The sequence below is a fragment of the Methanolobus sp. ZRKC5 genome (genome assembly GCF_038446525.1).
Lineage (GTDB): Archaea > Halobacteriota > Methanosarcinia > Methanosarcinales > Methanosarcinaceae > Methanolobus.
On sequence record NZ_CP151792.1, the window covers coordinates 834,992 to 854,352 of the forward strand.

Genomic DNA, 19,361 nt, shown 5'->3' on the forward strand with positions numbered 1-19,361 from the left:
CTTCTTGTGTGATAATATTTGAAAACAAAAAGAGCAGATAACTGCTCCCATCAATCCAACTCCTTTACTCCTGACACATAATCATAAAGCAAAGCTGCAACCAGAGCACCAACTATCGGCCCTATAATGTATATCGGGAACTGCCACCAGAGATTCGAACCTCCCATAACAAACTCCGCAAGATACGGACCGAAAGTACGGGCCGGATTAAGCGATGAACCTGTTATGTTTCCCACAACAATAATGTCTGCTGCGACCACAAGACCGATTGCCAATCCTGCAAAACCTGAAGGTGCCCTTTTATCCACTGCTGAGCCCATGATAGTCAGCATCAGGAAAAAAGTTGCAACTGCTTCACAAAGTATAGCCTGGCCATAGCTAACACCATCAAACATTGCCGTTGCACCAAGGCCAGTTCCAACTGCACGTGCACCCAATATCGCAACAATGGTGAACGATGCAAGACTTGCACCAATCAACTGAGCAACGATATAACCAAACATATCCTTTGCAGGGAAACGTCCGGTTGCCCACAATGCAATACTAACTGCCGGATTGATATGCGTTCCCGATATGTGACCGAAAGCATATATCATGGCAATTATCGCTATGGCAAAAGAGATGCCTATTGCAAACCAAGCGGCAATGTCTATACCTACGTTGAAAGTGTTGCCCGGAATGGGGCTTGCGCCCTGGATCAACAGGACAGTAGTTACTACGGACCCGGTTCCCAGAAATACCAGCACATAGGTTCCGATTAGTTCGGCTATGGATCTTTTAAATAGACCCGGTTCTGACATAAAATCACCTGCCTGAAAACAAAATGTGCCTCATGGAGGCACATCTGTAATCAAACGGCCTCCGCCCAGTTACAGTCCTTGCACTTGTAATCGAAGTAGTTGGCTGCGCAGAACTTACATGTACGTGCTGGGGAATGTGGCTCTGTCTTATGCAGGGCTATAATATTGGTCAGCATTGTAGCTGTGACCGGTTCACTGGTCAGCAAACATGGGAAATCAGCCAGCCGCATAAGTGCTGAGAACCGCACAGTGATAGCACATGCAGGATAAGTATAACGCTGAGGGTTATTGAGGACCTCATTCTTCTCGATCGGACTCATGTCAACAGGTATACCCTGAACAACACCACCCATACCCCTTGGTTTGTGGTCAATGATACGTTCTCCCTTTTCAATAAGATCGATAAAGTCAACGTTATGAAGTTCAGCTGCGGCGCCCCTTGTAGGATTGGTGAGCACAAGGTTATGGAACCTTTTGACCAGCAGGTCAATGACCATCATTGTCGTGAAACCATCCATCCAGAGTATCTTTGTCGTTGCAGCTGCAGCAGCATCCGTTGCAATGGTAAGCGGTGAATATTCATCCCTGAACTTACCCATACCATTTTTCATGGTTCCTTCCATTACATCGCTTACGGCATTGATAACTTCCATGATGACATCATCTTTTGTCATGTTGAACATTGACTGGGATATGTGATGGGCAACATCACCCACACCATATGCAGGAACTGTTACGATATTACCATAGAAAACATCGGCATCCATTGCAGCTTTGATAGTAGGCTTCATCTTCTGCTTGTACTGGTTCATATATTTCTTAACATCGAATGATGTGTGACCAGCTTCGTCCATAAGTTTGACCTGTGCCGATATAGGAGAGTCGTAGACCATCTGCAGCATTTCAATCTCTTCTTTGATTGCCTCTGTGGGAGTCTTACCATTCTCAATTGCCATCTGGAATTTGGCGCCTACTCCATATGATGTGTTCATTCCCCATGATTTGGAAGAGAGTATTGCACGCTTGTGATCTACCGGAATATCTGTTTTCTGCAATATTCTGTTAACCACATTACTCGTGCTTCCAGGGACAAAGGCAAAGTCAACCACGCAGGTCGGACCATAGAAACCTCCGTATCTTCTAATTGATTCTTTGCCGATAAGAGCTTCAGATCTGCCTATCCTTTCAATGAATTTCTCTACTGAGGCTCTGAAAGAAGGATCTTCCTCGTACAAGATATCCAATATAGGTGGTGTCTGATAGTGTTCAACGTAAGGATCGTCTTCCGGCCGTACACTGTCCGTTAAGCCGGAAAGTGTCTCATAATGCGTATTTACCGAGTTGACGTGCAAATCAAATACTTCTTTGCATTGAGCACCTTCTGGTCTCATTTTATTTACTGCATCCACGTATGCTTTTGCATCCTCAACTTTAAATGCAGTACCTCGTTTCTTGTTTATAGTGCTTACAACAGCTTTCTGTGCATTCATGGCTTCTGTTGCCATTTTATCATATATTTCGTTCATATTGACCCCTTAGTTACTTGAAAGTGCACAAGTATACCTGGCAGAGGTGTAACAAAATAAATCAAAAAGAAACAAAAAAGAACAGAAGCCCTTTATTTACCTATAGCTAATGCTCCCGGGCTCATACCCAACATACACTCCCTGTCCGAAAGATTTGTTCACTCCACATTATATTCAGAGGTGATACGAAATAAACCTTTTGAAACATATATAAGCTGACAATAAGTTGCAAGTGACGACAATAAACTCATATCTATTCAATTGCTAATATGTTTAAGAGTTAATATGGCAAACCTGATAACTATACCAGCATGGATAACATGGGAGCTTGTGAATGTAACCTTGATCGTACTTACAATACTGTTGACTGTTTTTTTTGCAAGGTCTGTTGACCACATCCTTTCCAGACAGTTCAAAATTGTAAGCAAAAAAATGAATGTGGACCTGACAAGTTACAGGGTTGTCAGACATACTACAGAGGATTTCGATATTCCCTCATTTTAGATCATTAAAGTATTCAAACTCAATTATATCCTCTCATTTTTTATCATTTTGTTTAATTTCTCTTCATTAATCCTTATTTTTAGTATAGCTCCCGCTATCCTAAATTACTCCTTTGGTTTTTAGTGTCCTCAATTGATGCAGATTAAAACAAAAAGCTGTCATCAACATTTTTGCATTCACTCTTTCTACAGTTGTAACAAGAACCTTTCTGGTTTTAAATATTTCTTTTGTCACTGCATACACTCTTTCGCAAGGGACTCTTTTCACACTTATTCTTTCATTTCTGAGGATATCCATTATTCCTAAAGGATGTCCTCTTACAGCTCGTTGCATTGTTGCTGCAAAACCTTTTGCTATTGCTCCAAAATATCCTTTATCTCTATACACCACTTCACCCTTTTCAGACAGATCAACCTGTGAATCGTGAAGTGATGCAGTTGTTGTCTCAAATCTTCTGATTAGTTCATAATCCTTATCAATAATTGTATGAAGTTTGTATCCAAAGTGAGATTTACCATTTTTCTTAGTCCAGGTTCCATCTTTGCTTCTTCTTGTTTTCGCATCTTTTCCTCTGAGTACATCTGCTTTTGCATGTCCTGGATCTGAGTGAATAAAAGTTGCATCCTGGATCATTCCTTTTTTAATCTTCAAACCAAGAGCATCAAGCTGATTCTGCATTTCATCCCACACCGCTTTTTCTTTACCATTGTCGATAATTCTCTTCCTGAATGACCAGACAGTTGTACTGTCTGGTACATATTCAGGAAATCCCAGGAATTTCCTAAAGGATATCCTGTCAATACACTGCTTTTCAAGCTCAGCATCAGAAAGACCATGCCATTGTTGCAGAACAAGCATCTTGAACATTACAATAACATCAGCTTCAGGCCGTCCGCCTGAAGCTGTTCTGTTTATGTACATTGACTCCAGAATAGGGCGAAAAGGCTTCCAATCTACTAAATATTCAATTTCAGCAAGCTTATCTCCGACAGATTGGAGACGCTTATATTCTTCATTTAAGGCAAAATCAGTAAAAGAATCCATAATAGTAAATTTGCTTTGCTATTATTTAAATTTTATTGAATTGTATGAGTATTGATGGTAGTTTATCGAAATCCTCTACAGTTGCTGGTATCTACATTCTTGGCATCCTTGTTGTCGTAAACATGATACCATCACTTGAAGCACTTTCAATAACGCTCTTTGCCAGTGCAGGTTTTGCGGGTATCGTTCTTGGTCTTGCAGCCCAAAGTACACTCTCAAATATCATATCCGGCATCTCACTTGCGGCATTCCGCCCTTTCAGGGTTGGAGATCTCGTCACAATCAGAGATGAGTACGGGAGAATAACAGATATCACACTCCGGCATACGGTGGTGAGAACATGGGATAACAGAAGACTGATAATTCCAAACAGTGTTATTAGTGAGGAATCCATAATCAACTGGTCCATTGAAGACCCTACTGTGAACTGGCCAATTGATATTGGGATCAGTTATGATTCTGATATTGACAAAGCAAGGAACATTATGGTCTGCGAAGCCAGAAAGAACAATAATGTAATGACCCTGAGTCAGCTCAGGAATCATCACCCAGACATTAAAAAAGAAGATGTTATAAGTGTCCGGGTCAGGGAACTGGGAGATTTTGCAGTAATACTCAGACTACTTATATGGGTCGAAGACAGAGACATAGCATACGATAATGGCTGTGATTTAAGAGAAGCAATCAAAAAGAGATTCGACGTAGAAGGTATTGAGATACCATTCCCATACCGCACTATTGTTTACAAAAAGGATATGGAATCAAACTAATATTAGACTGAAGTGTTCGAAAAACAAAAATGAAAAATAAATGTGTGGCATGAGAAACATGCCACTAAACCCTATTTGAATTAATTATTAAATTTAGTCGTTGGTCAGGTCACCACTGAAATACTTGTCATAGGAACCCATATCAAAGTGACCATGTCCACTGAGGTTAAACAGAATTGTTTTCTCTTCACCGGTCTTCTTGCATTTGAGTGCTTCATCAATGGCGCATTTGATAGCATGAGCTGATTCAGGAGCAGGAGCAATTCCCTCACTGCGTGCGAATGTCACTGCTGCATCAAATATCTCTATCTGGTGGTAGGTGGTTGCTTCCATGAGACCTTCTGAAACAATTTTACTAATGATTGGTGAAACACCATGATATCTGAGACCGCCAGCGTGAATTGCAGGTGGTATGAACTCTGAACCAAGTGTGTACATCTTAAGCAGAGGTGTCATTTTTGCCATGTCACCGAAGTCATACTTGAATTCGCCTGCTGTAAGAGTTGGACATGCAGAAGGTTCTACTGCGATGAACCTTGTGTTGGTTTTACCAGCAAGGTTGTCCCTGATGTATGGGAGAGCAACACCAGCAAGGTTACTTCCGCCACCACAGCATCCGATGACTATGTCCGGATAATCCTCGGTCTTATCGAACTGTGCCTGGGTCTCAAGACCTACTACGGTCTGGTGAAGGCTTGTATGGTTGAGGACACTGCCAAGTGCATACTTGGTGTTATCGTTAAGTGCTGCCTCCTCGATTGCTTCACTGATAGCTATACCAAGGCTACCTGATGTGTCAGGATACATTTCCCTGATTTTTCTTCCGAACTGTGTCTCGTTACTTGGGGATGGAACAACATTTGCTCCCCAGAGATTGATAAGTGACTTGCGGTATGGTTTCTGGTAATAGCTTGAGCTTACCATGTAGACCTTACACTCCATATCAAAATAGTTACAGCAGAGTGATAATGCACTACCCCACTGGCCTGCACCAGTTTCGGTTGTTATCCTTTCTGTGCCTTCCTTCATGTTATAGTATGCCTGTGCAACAGCAGTGTTCGGCTTGTGGCTTCCTGCAGGACTGACACTTTCGTTCTTGTAGTATATCTTTGCAGGTGTTCCCAGTGCCTTCTCAAGCCTGTGTGCCCTATGCAAAGGTGATGGCCTCCAGAGAGTGTATATCTCCCGGATCTCCTCAGGAATGTCAATATACCTCTGTGTGCTTATTTCCTGCTGAATGAGCTCCTTTGCAAAGATAGGCTCAAGATCCTTGGGGTCCATTGGCTCGTTAGTTGCCGGATTGAGTGGCGGCTCAACAGGCAGGTCTGCAAGTATATTATACCACTGTTTTGGCATTTCATTTTCATCAAGTAAAATCTTTGTATGATCCATAGTTATACCTCTGTAGAAAAAGTCAATTCATTGATGTATAACTAAGTACATTGGACGATGTATTTAATGGTTTTGATTTATTTTGGGACAGCAAAGTGATTGAAAAAGAAGAGATTCTGTGAATTGAATCTACTCTTTTCTGAGAAGGACTGCTGCTACCATAGCAGATGCAGCGGCCAACGCTGTAAATGCCGGAGTTGTTGGTGAACTGCTCTGACTGTCAGAGTCATCGATGGGCGCTGCCGTTGTTTCAAGGCCATCGTAGTACTCTTCGGAGATTGTGACGTAGGCGGCGGTGAATCTACCACTTGTAATCGTTTTTGCAGTATCCAAATCAGTCATTTGGTAGTAAAAATCAATTGGTGCACTTCCTCCAGCCCACTCTTCATTTGGAGCCACAGTCCATTCAAAAACCCTTGTCTCATTTACCTCCATTACCCCATCTGTAAACAATCCTAACTTTGATGTTGGACCTTCAAGTATGTCAAAATCGTTTTCCCCAATCGAAGTTAACATTACTGACAAATCATTTCTTTTGTAACATGTCATTTCAAATCTCAGTTTGAATGGTTCACCTATTTTCAAAAGTGGTTTTGGAGTTGAAGCTCCAGGATACAATTGATCATTGTAGTAGACATCAATATTAAAATTGGAACTTTTAGATGACACTGGTGTTGAAAACATTACTAATAAACATAAAACACATGCAATACCTAATTTATAATTCATATTTGCTCCTCAAAATTGTGATTCAAAATCCTCATAATAAAATGATTTTTCATCTCTATCTCCTACTTTATCTCCAACTCCTTTTGGCCCTGGTCCTACAATTGTTGCTGCGAACCCAGAAAAGCCAAACACAATCGGTTGGTTACGCCCAATATAGATGAATCCACCATCGTCTTCTCTTTTTGTAGGATGAACAACTCTGTCATCTTTACGAATGTAAACTTGTGCATCATGTCCAAAATATGGATTGAACATGCATTCATTATCGTTATCAATAACTTCAAATTCCTTATAAACACCTTTTACATCATATTCCCACACATTCACCGTACAAACCCAGTTAGGTGGCAACACAGGCAATCCGCAAGGAATCATTTTCATAGATTTCTGCAACCTCTTTTCCATCTTTTCAGCAAACTGAGCTGTCAGTTTATCAGTTGATTCATCCAGTTTGTTTTGTAACTCGTTATTGATGTTTGTGAAACATTGATCGATAACTGCCTGGCAGCTCTGTATAGCTACGCACACTCCTTCTGTCACACCAATCTGCATGTCTGCTTCGAGGCGGTATAGTGCCACATCAATTTCATTGGAGGGGATTGAAGGATTCTCATTTATGATTTTCTGGCTGACCTGAGCAAATATATCATCCTGAAGGGTGTTGTTTGAGCTCATGTTTACAAGTTCAGCATCTGATAGAGTTGCAAGGTAATCTTTAGTTATTTGGTTTACATCTGCACTGCTGATCCATGTGCTCAGAACCGGGTCTTTTGAAACTTCGCTAGCAATCGTCAAGGGTACCTGCTGTCTGATAGCATCGCTGTATGCGTCCATCATTCTCGTGCGGTTCTCTTCTATGTGGGTTGTATCTGTAGATACACCTTTCATGGTAAACTCTGCACTGTTGCTGCCGATATCTTCAAGCAGAGAATCTATTTCAGCATTTGCATCTGCAAGACTCTGGCTCATAGACTGGGAAACCACATCTTTCAGGGGTTCAGAAGCATCAGCAAGCATTGCTGCAATATCATCACCTATTCCTGTGGAGAATACGCAGACATTACGAACAGCCAGCGGATATACTTCCTTGCCGGATTCATCCGTCCATTTATACTGGCTTTGAAGGTCGAAACCCGGGTCGTGGTAGAGATAATCAGGGTACTGGTCCACAACAAGAATGAGGTTTTCGGTCCAGTTGTATTTGCTGTTGGGCATTCCTACAACCTGCATCGTTTCTATGATGCCCATTTCTGCGCCAAGGGCAGTTGAAGCCTTATCCATAGCAGGGTTGTTGAAGAGTACATCGGTTGAGACTTTGTTCTTTAAAAGACTTAGAAGGGAATGGCCCTGTTCCTCTTCAAAAGATTTGTCAACGTATTGATCAAATGAGCCTTCTGCATTTTTGTTTCTTTCCTTGAGCTCTTTGAGCAGGCGCTCGTATGCTTCATTCTTTGCAATGGCACGACAGGCAGCACTACTTGTAGTGAATTGGCTTGCGTCCATGTATTGAGCTTGTTGGATGAAAGATTCTCGTTTTGACGTTCCCTTCATCTCCGCAGCAAGATCCAGAGATGCAAGTTGTATCAGCGTTGTTGGGTTTTTGCCAAGATTCGCGCCAAGCAAGGATACCTCCCTGGTAGGATTATCCGTATTGATGGCACTGAACATCTCCTCCATTTCTGTTGCCATATTATAATGAAGCCAGTCAGGAACGTCGCAATAAACTGTTTCCACAGGGAGCAGTGTTCCGTTGGTGTAAGCAAGATAATTGCCCTGAAGAATTGGTAGTTTGGGAGAGACTTCCTGTTCACGATACTTATCTGCTGCATCACTGCAGCCCTTATCATTTAATGGAATGCCGTCGACAATCACAGTGCTTGATTTGTAGTCATTGCCACTTCCAGAACCGTAGGAACTCAGGCCATTGTACCCACCGGAAGGTAGGTATTGATAATATACAACGCTGAAGTTCTCAGTTTCTGTCTGTGTGTGGGATACTTTTGTATAATCATTAAGCGGGTAATTTTTGAGTGAGTCGGAAGAGTCGCCATTGAAATATTTGCGGTTGTTCGTATATGAATTATAGGTCATGTAAGACCAGTGATATGTATAATCGATGTCCCAGCGTGTTTTGATCCTGAATTTGACGTTGTAAGTGACCTTCCAGTCAAAACTATGATTCTCGTCAGACAGGTATCCGTCTGTGCGTTCAAGATTTTCTATCCTGTCATTTCCAAGGTATTCATAATTAACATCCACTCCTTCACAGACTACGTCTGTGGATACATGATTCACTGTAACAGATTTATAATACCATTTGTGGGACGAAGCATCGATATTCACCTTGTGGTTTACATCTAATATGCCACTAAAATTATAATCAGGTGTCAGAGCACAGGTATGTGAAACATTGACTGGATAGTGGGCTGTCCACTTAATGTCCGTACCAGTTTTTGAGTTCCCACCCTGCCATGTAGCAGGTTCGTAAGTTGTAGATCCGACCTGCAAATCATAAGGAGTTGAAGTATTGAACCCATCTCTGATGACCTGCCCCTGTATCGTACCGCTGTACACCTCATGAGTAACATCATGCAGCAGGTCCGGGTATTCCGTGCTTTTCCACACATCATCATCGTTGTAGACCCAGTTGCTATACACCTCATTTGTGAAATTGGAAACAGAAACCACTATCTTTGAATTATTGGCGACTTCTTCCATTGTAGTATTGGCATCTTTCATGGACTTGTTTATCCCCTGTGAGACGCTGATATTGAAAGTGCCTTCATCTGAGAGACTATCGTAGGTAGTGCTCAGGTTACTTCCTTTGTCATCTTCGTAGGTACTGGTGTCGCGTTTGACATCATTATAGAGAACTTTTCCGTTGTAATAAGTAGTGTATGTGAGAGCCCATGGGTCCACAGAATCAAAGATACGTTTCTGGGCATAGAGAGTGCCGGCATTCACAGAAGCCGTCAATGACGGACCGGTGACAATGTTCAACGGACCGTTCAGATAGTGTTGCCACGGGCCATATGTGAAAGTTCGGATATTGGTAGCACCCAGTACGATGTCAGAGGTAACTCCGCCGCTTAACTCTGTTTCGTATTCGTTGACCAATTGCTCCAGCAAGGGTTCTCTAGAAGTGATGATAGCTGTCACATTCATGGAATCTGTGCTGGATGCGTTCGTTGTAAGGTCCACCAGAGTATAATCCAGGTCATGGACGTTCATAATATAATATATAGGATAATCAGGATCATCTGAAGCTGACCTGCTAATCTCCCTTTTCAGGGTTCCGTTGATCTTATCTATTCTTATTTGCGAAGGATCAACATTCGGTTCTATGTTAACCGCATAATTGTTGAAAGTATGCTGGTTTTCCTGATAGGATGTCTGCAGGTATTCATTGAAATACTCCGCAGTGATATCTTTAATAGGACTGCTGCCCACATGGAACCAGTCCACTGCCTTTGCCTCTTCGTCATATTCCAGAATCAGGTAAGTGTAACCATATTCAGCATTTTCGGGAATCACGATCTCTTCCTCGAAACTTGAGCTGCTCCAGAATGAATGGGATTCATTGTAGTCTATCTTCTTGTATATCGTCCCTGAATCACTTTTTACAATCAGGGTCCTTTGCTTATCCGAAAAGAGACAGGAAATGAATTTGAATGTATCAGAAGGAAGGGACACTGATACCTTTATCGTATCACCGGGTTCTACATCACGACTATCGGATGATACGGAGAAATCATCAGATCCCATAATTTCATTTGTAGTGGTTTCAGGTTTTATCACCGGATGTTCACCCTGCCATACAAGAGCTTCCATGCCCGCATAATTGAGACAGCGTGCAAGATCAGCAGATGCAAATTCAACAGCTGCTCTTTCCATATCAGCAGTATTAGTAGTGTAGATAACTTCCGCAAGTTCATAATCAGTCTTTGCTATATATACGGATGCTATTACCGCGAAGAGAAGAATGAACATACCAATTACCGCAAAGGGAATGTAAGCCCGGGTATCCTGACTAAAACAACGTTTTTTATTCGCGGGATATGAATTCATGAACTAACCTTTTTTGATGCTGATGTGAACTGAGCAAAGCATTACAGAAGATTATTTAAACTTCGTTATTTTGTTCTTTTTTAATCAAAATTTTATAATCACATACCAATATTCATTTACTCCAATGATTAAAAATATCATCAGCCGCTTCAGTAAAGAACATCACATTTCAAAATAATGTCCTGTTCTATCACCAGGCATAAGCAAGAACTAATCGAAACTGTAAAATATACTACATTTATACTACCAGACATACTTGATCAGAAGAAGGAAGAACTTTCTTTCAGACAATCACTATAATACCATTTATAGATCATTCATATTATCAGGTTGACAAAAAATGAAGATAAGCAAACCACGAGGTACACGTGATTTCCCCCCGGAAGACACAAAGAAAAGAAGATACGTGGAGAACATACTACGTCAGGTCGTTAAGAATTGGGGATTCAACGAGATAATCACTCCAACATTTGAGAAACTGGAACTTTTCACACTCAAATCCGGTGAAGGAATAGTAGGGGAACTCTACAACTTCAAAGACAAGGGAGACAGGGAAATGACCCTGCGTCCGGAACTGACAGCTCCTGTCATGAGAATGTATGTCAATGAGATGCAATCATACCAGCAACCATTGAAGTTGTTCTATTTCGAGAACTGCTTTAGGTATGAGAGACCCCAGAAAGGACGCTTCAGAGAATTCTGGCAGTTCGGTGTGGAACTCATTGGCAGCAAAAGAGCAGACGCTGATGCTGAAGTCATTGCACTGGCAACCGAGATGCTCAAATCCGTGGGTATCAAAGGTGACCTTCACGTGAATAATCTTGGTGTTATCAGAAACCTTCTGAACGTTTTGGAAACCGAGCACCAGAGCAAAATAATGAGACTTGTTGACAAGAAAGATGACACAGGACTCAATGATTTCCTTGAGGAAATAAACGCACCTGCAGACCTGCGCATGAAACTCCTTGAACTTATATGCCTCACAGGAGAGGGAGCAGTGACAAAGGCACGGGAACTTGTGGGAGACATTCCTGAAATAGAGACATTCCAGGAACTTCTGACTCTTCTGGATACCTACGGCGTGGAATATACAATTGATTTTGGAATCGCCAGGGGACTTGACTACTACACAGGCACAGTCTTTGAAATATACGCTGAGGGACTTGGTGCCCAGAATCAGGTATGTGGAGGAGGTTCATACAATCTTATCAAACTATTTGGCGGCGGAGATGTGCCATCCACAGGATTCGGCCTTGGATTTGACAGGATAATGGAAGTCTGTGAGATGGAAGCGCCTGATGACAAGCCGCTCGTTATCATTGCAAAGGACAGTACACGTCTTGATGCTGTGAAAGCTGCTACTAAACTCAGGCCACACATGCCGGTATACAATGACCTGATGAAGAGGAATTTCAAAGCCCAGTTATCCTATGCAAACAACATCGGTGCCAATTATGTGGTAATAATCGGTGAGCAGGAAGTTGAAGCCGGAAAAGTTACTTTGAAGGACATGAAAAACGGTGAGCAGGAACTTCTGACTCTTGAAGATGTCATTCAAAAACTTACAAACAAATGATGGAAAAATCCCCGATAAGCATCATAAAAAATGAAAGGGCAGCAGATGCCCTTCCCATGAGAATGGTGGTTGCAGTTATTGCCATAGGAGCATTGCTGCTTCTACTATCAACAGCAGTATCCTCACTACTTGAAAATGAGGAAATGTATGCTACTGAAGCTGTAATATCGGAAATAGAAGGTCATGCTGACCAGATGTCTTCCAGGGGAGCTGGCAGCAATATAACTCTTGAAATTGATATTCCTTCAAATACAAAACTTGTAATGGGAGCTGTCCCGGGGAAAGAGGATAATTGGCCTTCCGATTCCCGGAACTACTACATAGAGGTCAACGGAAAGCAAATCATCGGAGAGTCCATTGCATTTTATTCTAATGTTTCACTTGATGGATGCGCTGTCCTGAGCCCCGGTCCGCACATAATTACCATGGAAAGTGTCCGCGATCAAAATAGAAAAATTTTTATTACACTTAGTGATAAGTCCCAGTTGTAATGAAAAAACGGACAATAGTTAATACCATAGATCCTTCTTCGTTAGTTGGTACGAAAAGCTTTACTGATGATAACACTGCGTGGGTAGACCTGATACTTTCAAAAACAGCACTCATCATAGTAACTGTGGTCATCTTTGCCGCAGTATATAATCTGACTTCCATTTCATCAGATATGGTCAAAAAGAATGAGCTGGAAGTACTCGCAATTGACCTGGCATCAAACATTGATTCGCTGGGAAGTATTCATTCCGGTACAGACAATGCAGTGAAAATATACAATTTTGACAGTTCTGCAAGACAACTAACTAACCGTGGCAGACTAAATATCTCAGTCACCGGAGAATATGTAAGCTGCACTTTTTCGGATAGTGGAAACAACCTGGCTGTTGTCAAACCTCTGAATTACAGGACACTACCCTTTAGTCCCGAAAATCTCAGGAATCTCCTCACAGGAGAATTTGCAGCAGATGGAAATGCAAGCCACCCTGTTAATTCAATATTTCCAGTAACTATTCAGCCTGGCACGATTTGCCTATTGGTACTGATTTCATCGAAATAGAGATGTCTGCTCACTAACAATCTAACAATCAAAAAAGCAATCAATAGCAACAATCAAAATAAATGATCCTAATGAAATTTACGTTTCAACTTTTTGTCAAGATTGTTATTGATAGCGTTTTTATCAGGCTGAATAGTTACTATTTCCATACACAAACCTGACAGAGTTCCTGTCCATTACCGCAGCAGAAGAGTTCTGTTTGAACATCAGTGAAGAAGTCCATATAGAAAAAAAACACGTATTTGTAACAGACGGAAGCGAGGTGAATGAACTTGAATATGTCCTCGTTTACCAGTGATGAAAGAGCTTTTCTTGAGCCGAACAACGATATAATAGCTACCGCAATGGTGGTTATTGGATTTGTTGTTTTTGCAGCTATCCTGTCAAAGACATTCATCGCATTCAATGACAATTCACAGGCACTTGAAAACTATGAGCAGGCTGCCATGATAGCACAGGACATTGCATCTTATCCACCCCTTCAGGGAAGCAGACCTGAACTCATTTCTGCAGAATCACTTGACAGGATTACCACTTCCTCTGCAAATGAGGAACGCTATATGTTCTTCCAGCGTTTTTCCCCCAATCTTGAGTTTTATGTTGAAGCGGTAACAGACAATGGAAACCACCAATGGACAATTGTAGACGGGGCAGTTTCACTTAATGGCAGGGATGTCATTGCATCATCAGTGCCAGTTGTCATTGAACTTGGAAGCAATGCACGCTGCGTTCCCGGAACCATTACTGTGAAGATCATGCAGAACAAGTGGGAATGAAACAAGTGGAAATGTGAAAACGGAGATCGACATGCTACAATCTAAACCCACCGGGAAAAAAAGCCATCTCTCTGAAATGTTCAGGGATGAGAATGCATTCTCATCAAGCATCGATGCCATTTTCTTCCTAATCCTGGTTTCTATTTCCGCAGTAATTCTTTTGCCTTCTATTGCAGCAGATGAGCAATATCGATCGGCATCTTATACTTCAGCGCAGGTTATGGACATGTGCCTAATGAATACCATCATGAGCAGCACCGTAGATGAATTTGAGTACACATTAAAACCCACTGATCTGGCAGGCATCAATGTAAACCTCTCGGAAAATTCAATTCTTGAAGATGCAGAGGAGACAGTATTTACAAAAGAACAACGCCATCGCACCTTTTCAGACCTTGTAGCCGAGGGTCTGGTACTGAGCTTGTACCAGACAGAGAACGGTACTATGAAACCTCTTAATCCCATGACAAAAATGCAAAGCTTTGAAACTGAAAGGCAAATAGAAGCTCACCTTGAAAGAACCATAGGACAGAGATATAATTACAGATTTGAAGCCCACTGGCAGCCTGTTATCGGATATAAACTACAAAGTGATATAGTAATAGGAGAGGAAGCACCTGAAACTGCAATCAAGCAAAAAGTTAGGATATCGCTACCTGTAACATATTTGGTCACAAAAGAAGAGATATACAAGCCTTTCAATGAGACAAAAATACACAATGCGATTAATTCTCCTGAGCCGGATAAAGAGCTGCGTGATATGTTCAACGACAGCATTGGAATTGCATCGGGTGGATGTGCAGAGATAATTACAGATATCGTTTTTCCATATGATTATCTGTCATCACTAAATAGCACTGAGATATCGGTAAACAGTGAACAACTGGCATGTCTTGCAGGTCCTGATGATGAAAATTATAGCAGCCCTGTGATACAGAGTGCCCTTGGATGCATGAACTACACAATAAATGACCTTTACGGACTGAACATAGCAATAAACCCGGAAGAACAAAGTATCAGCCTGGATATTGTAGACACAGTCAATACTGTAATAATGGATGTGAACACTCAGCTCATATCAGATCATATCATTAACTACCAGAGTGATGATATCAACAAGACTATCGCACTCATATGTAATACCACGGACAACAGCACAAGATATGAACTTGCCAACATCCAATTAGATGCAATATATAAAACAGCGAATCCGGCTGGTGCAGACATTGTGCTCATTATATGGTGAGGACTAAAAAAATAGAGTTCGCAAAAGCGATTCCATCAATCATAACATATATATTAGATGATAGTATTCATAGGAAGCACTTCGCCAATCACATTAACATATTATCAGATTGTCTCCCAAGTTCAACGATCTGGTAAGTATCTAAAACCTATACACATTAAATCAGAACTTAATTTACAATTATCAGGAGGAAGCTTATGGCAAAAATGCATACCCGGAAAAAAGGAAAGTCCGGCCCAACAAGACCACTTCGTACCGAAGCACCGGCATGGTCCACAATGACCACTGAAGAAGTGACAACTGTAGTGAATGACATGTGGAAACAGGGTGTCAGCACAAGTGAAATTGGAATGGTACTCAGGGACAAATATGGTGTACCTGACGTCAAGATCGCAACAGGCAAGAAAGTCACACAGATACTCAGAGAGAATGGTGAGGATTTCGCCGTACCTGAGGACCTGTACAACCTTATCGTAAAGGCTATCGGACTGAGGAAACATATGGACAGCAACAACAAGGATGTTCACAACAAACGTTCCCTTCAGAATACCGAAGCAAAGATTAGAAGATTGGTTAAGTATTACCAGTCCACAAAGGTTCTTCCAGCTACCTGGAAGTATAAGCCAGAGACAGCTGCAATGCTGATCACAAGATAAATAATCAATACAAATGTTTGGCCGAAAGGCCAAACTTAATTCTTTTTTTGTAATTATATTTTTCTTAGTTTCAACTGTAAAGTGAATCTATTTTAAAATACCTTCGAAGGTAACTTATAAATTGTTTTAAAGATCATTGTATGCCATGAAAGCAATCATTCTCGCAGCCGGTGAAGGTAAAAGATGCCGGCCCCTTACACTTGCAAGATCAAAGGTAATGCTTCCGGTAGCAAACAAACCCATCCTTGAACATGTCATCAATGCCCTTGTAAAAAACAACATCAAGGAAATTATATTGATAGTAGGATATAAAAAAGAACGCATAATGGATCATTTTGAAGACGGGTTAGATTTTGGCGTCAAAATAGAATACATTGAACAAAAAACACAAATCGGAACCGCACATGCCATTCTTCAGGCTCGCCAGATGATTGGCCAGAATGAAGAGACCTTTATTGTTGTGAATGGTGATAACATAATAGGCCCCGATACAATATCGGATCTTATAAACGGTGCACAAGGCGATGCAACAATCCTTACATGCAAAAAAGACGACGTCAGCAACTATGGAGTAATAGTTGCAAAAGGAAAGAATGTTAAGGAAATCATTGAAAAACCAAAGACGCTTGTAAGTCATCTGATCAACACAGGAACATATCTATTCAAACGAGAAATATTTGAAATGATAGAAAAAACACCAATCTCGGCAACTGGAGAATATGCCATAACTGACACACTCCAATCAATGGTCGATAATGGAATAGATGTGACAATGGCAATAACCAATACAGATTGGCTTGATGCTGTGTACTCATGGAACCTGCTGGAAGCAAACACAATTGTACTTGGTGACTTTGAAACCGACATCAGCAAAGCAAAGGTTGAAGATGGAGTAAATATCAAAGGCAGCGTATCAATAGGAAATAACACCACCATCAGAGCAGGCTCATATATAGTCGGACCAGTAGTCATTGGAGATAATTGTGACATCGGACCAAATGTTGTCATACTTCCTTCTACATGCATTGGAAATAACGTTTCAGTGGCCTCGTTCACATACATAAAGAATAGTATCCTCATGAATGATGTACGTATCAGCACCCACAGTAATGTATCCAGTTCAGTAATTGGAAGTAACGTTTCAACGGGACCAAATTTCATCACAGAAGAAAATACTGAGATGCTTATTCAGATCGAAGGCGAGTTGCAAAACGCAGAAAAGCTCGGGACCATTATAGGTGATGATACGGAGATTGGAAGCAACGTGCTTGTTCGTGCAGGAAATTTGGTATCTGTGAACTGTCGCATAAGTTCAGGTAAAACGATTACACAGGATATTCCAGCAGACTCAATCTTGATTTAAGGTGATTAAAATGTGTGGAATAGTTGGATATATTGGTGATGGACAAGCCGTGCCCATTTTACTTGAATCACTCAAAATGCTGGAATACAGAGGATATGATTCTGCAGGTATTTCTGTTTTCAACGGATCACTTGAAACATACAAGATAGCTGGAAGGATAAAGAACCTGGAAGCCATAATTCCTGAGAATATGCAGGGAAACATCGGTATAGGACATACAAGATGGGCAACGCATGGAAAACCTGAAACCAGAAACTCTCACCCCCATCTCTCATCTAATATCTCAGTGGTCCACAACGGGATCATCGAAAATTATATGGAACTCAAGGAAAGATTGATAGACCTTGGATATGAATTCAAGTCTGAAACGGATACTGAAGTTATAGCACATCTTTTGCATTTCAATATGAACTGCAGTGGAAAAAAATGCCTGCTTGACAGCCTTGCAGAAACAATAAAAGAACTTGATGGTTCATATGCAATTGCAGCCCTGTGTGCTGACGAGCCCGACATAATAGCTTTTGCCAGAAAAAATAGTCCCCTTGTTATAGGAATAGGGAACGGCAGCAATTATGCCGCATCAGATGTCACTGCTTTTTTAAAGCATACAAAGGAAGTAATCTATATCAACAACAATGAGATAGGTTTTCTAAAACCAGACTCTATTGAAATATTTGACCTTGATGGAAACAGTGTTTCCAGAGATACGGAAACCATAGAATGGACCCTTGAAGCTGCTGAAAAAGCAGGTTATGAGCATTTCATGTTAAAAGAGATCCATGAACAACCCACCTCGATCCAGAATACCTTTGCAGGTAAATTATCAGAGCTTGAAGGAACCGTTACATTGGATGAACTCTATCTTGAACGTGAAGAGATAAAACGACTTAGAAGAGCTACCATTATAGCCTGTGGCACCTCATGGAACGCAGGAACACTTGGCAAATATCTTTTTGAAAAGCTCGCAGGGCTCCATACTGATATAGAAACCGCATCAGAATTTAGATACGGTAACCCGGTCCTTTGTGGAGAGGAATTAACAATTGCTATTACTCAGTCAGGCGAGACCGCTGACACCCTGGCTGCTGTCAGGAGTTCAAGCTCCTACGGCTGTCGCAGCATTGCCATAACAAACGTTGTTGGAAGCACCATCACAAGAGAATCTGACAGCGTACTGTATACCAGATCAGGACCTGAAATCGGAGTTGCTGCAACAAAGACCTTCACAGCCCAGTTAATCACACTATACATGCTTGCCATTCATCTCGGGAGGATACGTGGTGTTGTCAGCGCAAACGAGGCAAAGGATCTTATCGTTGCAATGAAGCGTCTTCCAGGACAGATACAAAAGATACTCAACAGAAAAGACGCAATAAAGGAATGTGCTACGCTGTTCGCAGACAAGAGAGATTGTTTCTTTATCGGGCGCTACCTGAATTACCCTGTGGCCCTTGAAGGAGCACTTAAACTCAAAGAAATATCATATATACATGCTGAAGGTTATGCGGCTGGTGAACTCAAACACGGTCCTCTGGCACTTATAACTGATGAGACACCCGTAGTTGCAATAGCCACCCGGGGACATACATATGAAAAAATACTCAGCAACATCAAAGAAGTAAAAGCACGCAATGCCATTGTCGTTGCAGTAGCTGATGATGATGATACAGAGATAGAAAAATATGTGGATGTTGTGATCCGAGTACCACCTTCACATGAATTGTTAGCACCGGTCCTTTCATCTGTAGCACTGCAGTTGCTTTCATATTATACTGCACTGGCAAAGGATTGTTCCATTGATAAACCCAGGAATCTTGCAAAGAGTGTAACCGTCGAATGAACATTTTATTTTAAGAGAGG

The 19,361-nt window shown here is 41.4% G+C and carries 16 protein-coding genes; 10 read left to right on the plus strand and 6 right to left on the minus strand.

What is annotated here, in order from left to right:
• Positions 1-50 precede the first annotated feature (50 nt).
• Together WN948_RS03905 and WN948_RS03910 are read right to left on the minus strand one after the other, a co-directional pair.
• The gene (locus WN948_RS03905) at positions 51-800 is read right to left on the minus strand and encodes an MIP/aquaporin family protein (protein ID WP_342305695.1); all 750 of its coding nucleotides are present in this window, start codon (positions 798-800) and stop codon (positions 51-53) included.
• 50 nt (positions 801-850) lie between these two features.
• Positions 851-2,326, minus strand: coding sequence for a DUF2193 domain-containing protein (locus tag WN948_RS03910; protein ID WP_342305696.1), 1,476 nt, complete (start codon positions 2,324-2,326; stop codon positions 851-853).
• A 285-nt stretch (positions 2,327-2,611) separates the two neighbouring features.
• On the opposite strand from WN948_RS03910, the gene WN948_RS03915 reads away from it, so the two are divergent.
• Positions 2,612-2,830 (plus strand): hypothetical protein, encoded by a 219-nt coding sequence (locus WN948_RS03915; RefSeq protein ID WP_342305698.1) that lies wholly within the window; start codon positions 2,612-2,614, stop codon positions 2,828-2,830.
• A 99-nt stretch (positions 2,831-2,929) separates the two neighbouring features.
• Here WN948_RS03915 and WN948_RS03920 read toward each other — a convergent pair whose 3' ends face one another.
• A complete protein-coding gene (locus tag WN948_RS03920; RefSeq protein WP_342303665.1) occupies positions 2,930-3,874 on the minus strand; it encodes an IS5 family transposase in 945 nt (314 codons plus the stop codon).
• A 44-nt stretch (positions 3,875-3,918) separates the two neighbouring features.
• Between WN948_RS03920 and WN948_RS03925 the strand changes: the two genes are divergently transcribed.
• Positions 3,919-4,644 (plus strand): mechanosensitive ion channel family protein, encoded by a 726-nt coding sequence (locus WN948_RS03925; RefSeq protein WP_342305699.1) that lies wholly within the window; start codon positions 3,919-3,921, stop codon positions 4,642-4,644.
• A 93-nt stretch (positions 4,645-4,737) separates the two neighbouring features.
• Here the strand turns inward: WN948_RS03925 and WN948_RS03930 are convergent, their stop codons facing one another.
• The 3 genes from WN948_RS03930 to WN948_RS03940 form a co-directional block, all read right to left on the minus strand.
• Positions 4,738-6,036: a TrpB-like pyridoxal phosphate-dependent enzyme gene (locus tag WN948_RS03930; protein ID WP_342305700.1), complete on the minus strand. Its 1,299-nt coding sequence runs from the start codon at positions 6,034-6,036 to the stop codon at positions 4,738-4,740.
• A gap of 129 nt (positions 6,037-6,165) precedes the next feature.
• The gene (locus WN948_RS03935; RefSeq protein ID WP_342305701.1) at positions 6,166-6,765 is read right to left on the minus strand and encodes a sarcinarray family MAST domain-containing protein; all 600 of its coding nucleotides are present in this window, start codon (positions 6,763-6,765) and stop codon (positions 6,166-6,168) included.
• 9 nt (positions 6,766-6,774) lie between these two features.
• A complete protein-coding gene (locus WN948_RS03940; RefSeq protein ID WP_342305702.1) occupies positions 6,775-10,833 on the minus strand; it encodes a hypothetical protein in 4,059 nt (1,352 codons plus the stop codon).
• A 340-nt stretch (positions 10,834-11,173) separates the two neighbouring features.
• Between WN948_RS03940 and hisS the strand changes: the two genes are divergently transcribed.
• The 8 genes from hisS (at position 11,174) to glmS (ending at position 19,341) form a co-directional block, all read left to right on the plus strand.
• Entirely contained in the window at positions 11,174-12,409 is a 1,236-nt protein-coding gene (gene hisS, locus WN948_RS03945) for a histidine--tRNA ligase (protein WP_342305703.1), read from the plus strand.
• Positions 12,406-12,900: a hypothetical protein gene (locus WN948_RS03950; protein ID WP_342305704.1), complete on the plus strand. Its 495-nt coding sequence runs from the start codon at positions 12,406-12,408 to the stop codon at positions 12,898-12,900. The genes hisS and WN948_RS03950 overlap by 4 nt, the downstream gene beginning before the upstream one ends.
• Positions 12,900-13,460 (plus strand): hypothetical protein, encoded by a 561-nt coding sequence (locus WN948_RS03955; protein WP_342305705.1) that lies wholly within the window; start codon positions 12,900-12,902, stop codon positions 13,458-13,460. The genes WN948_RS03950 and WN948_RS03955 overlap by 1 nt, the downstream gene beginning before the upstream one ends.
• 278 nt (positions 13,461-13,738) lie before the next feature.
• Entirely contained in the window at positions 13,739-14,236 is a 498-nt protein-coding gene (locus tag WN948_RS03960) for a hypothetical protein (RefSeq protein ID WP_342305706.1), read from the plus strand.
• Between the two features lie 13 nt (positions 14,237-14,249).
• Entirely contained in the window at positions 14,250-15,482 is a 1,233-nt protein-coding gene (locus WN948_RS03965; RefSeq protein ID WP_342305707.1) for a hypothetical protein, read from the plus strand.
• 197 nt (positions 15,483-15,679) lie between these two features.
• Positions 15,680-16,138: a 30S ribosomal protein S15 gene (locus WN948_RS03970; RefSeq protein WP_342305708.1), complete on the plus strand. Its 459-nt coding sequence runs from the start codon at positions 15,680-15,682 to the stop codon at positions 16,136-16,138.
• Between the two features lie 145 nt (positions 16,139-16,283).
• Positions 16,284-17,501: a bifunctional sugar-1-phosphate nucleotidylyltransferase/acetyltransferase gene (gene glmU, locus WN948_RS03975; RefSeq protein ID WP_342305709.1), complete on the plus strand. Its 1,218-nt coding sequence runs from the start codon at positions 16,284-16,286 to the stop codon at positions 17,499-17,501.
• Positions 17,502-17,511: 10 nt separating this feature from the next.
• A complete protein-coding gene (gene glmS, locus WN948_RS03980) occupies positions 17,512-19,341 on the plus strand; it encodes a glutamine--fructose-6-phosphate transaminase (isomerizing) (RefSeq protein ID WP_342305710.1) in 1,830 nt (609 codons plus the stop codon).
• The last annotated feature ends 20 nt before the right edge of the window (positions 19,342-19,361 follow it).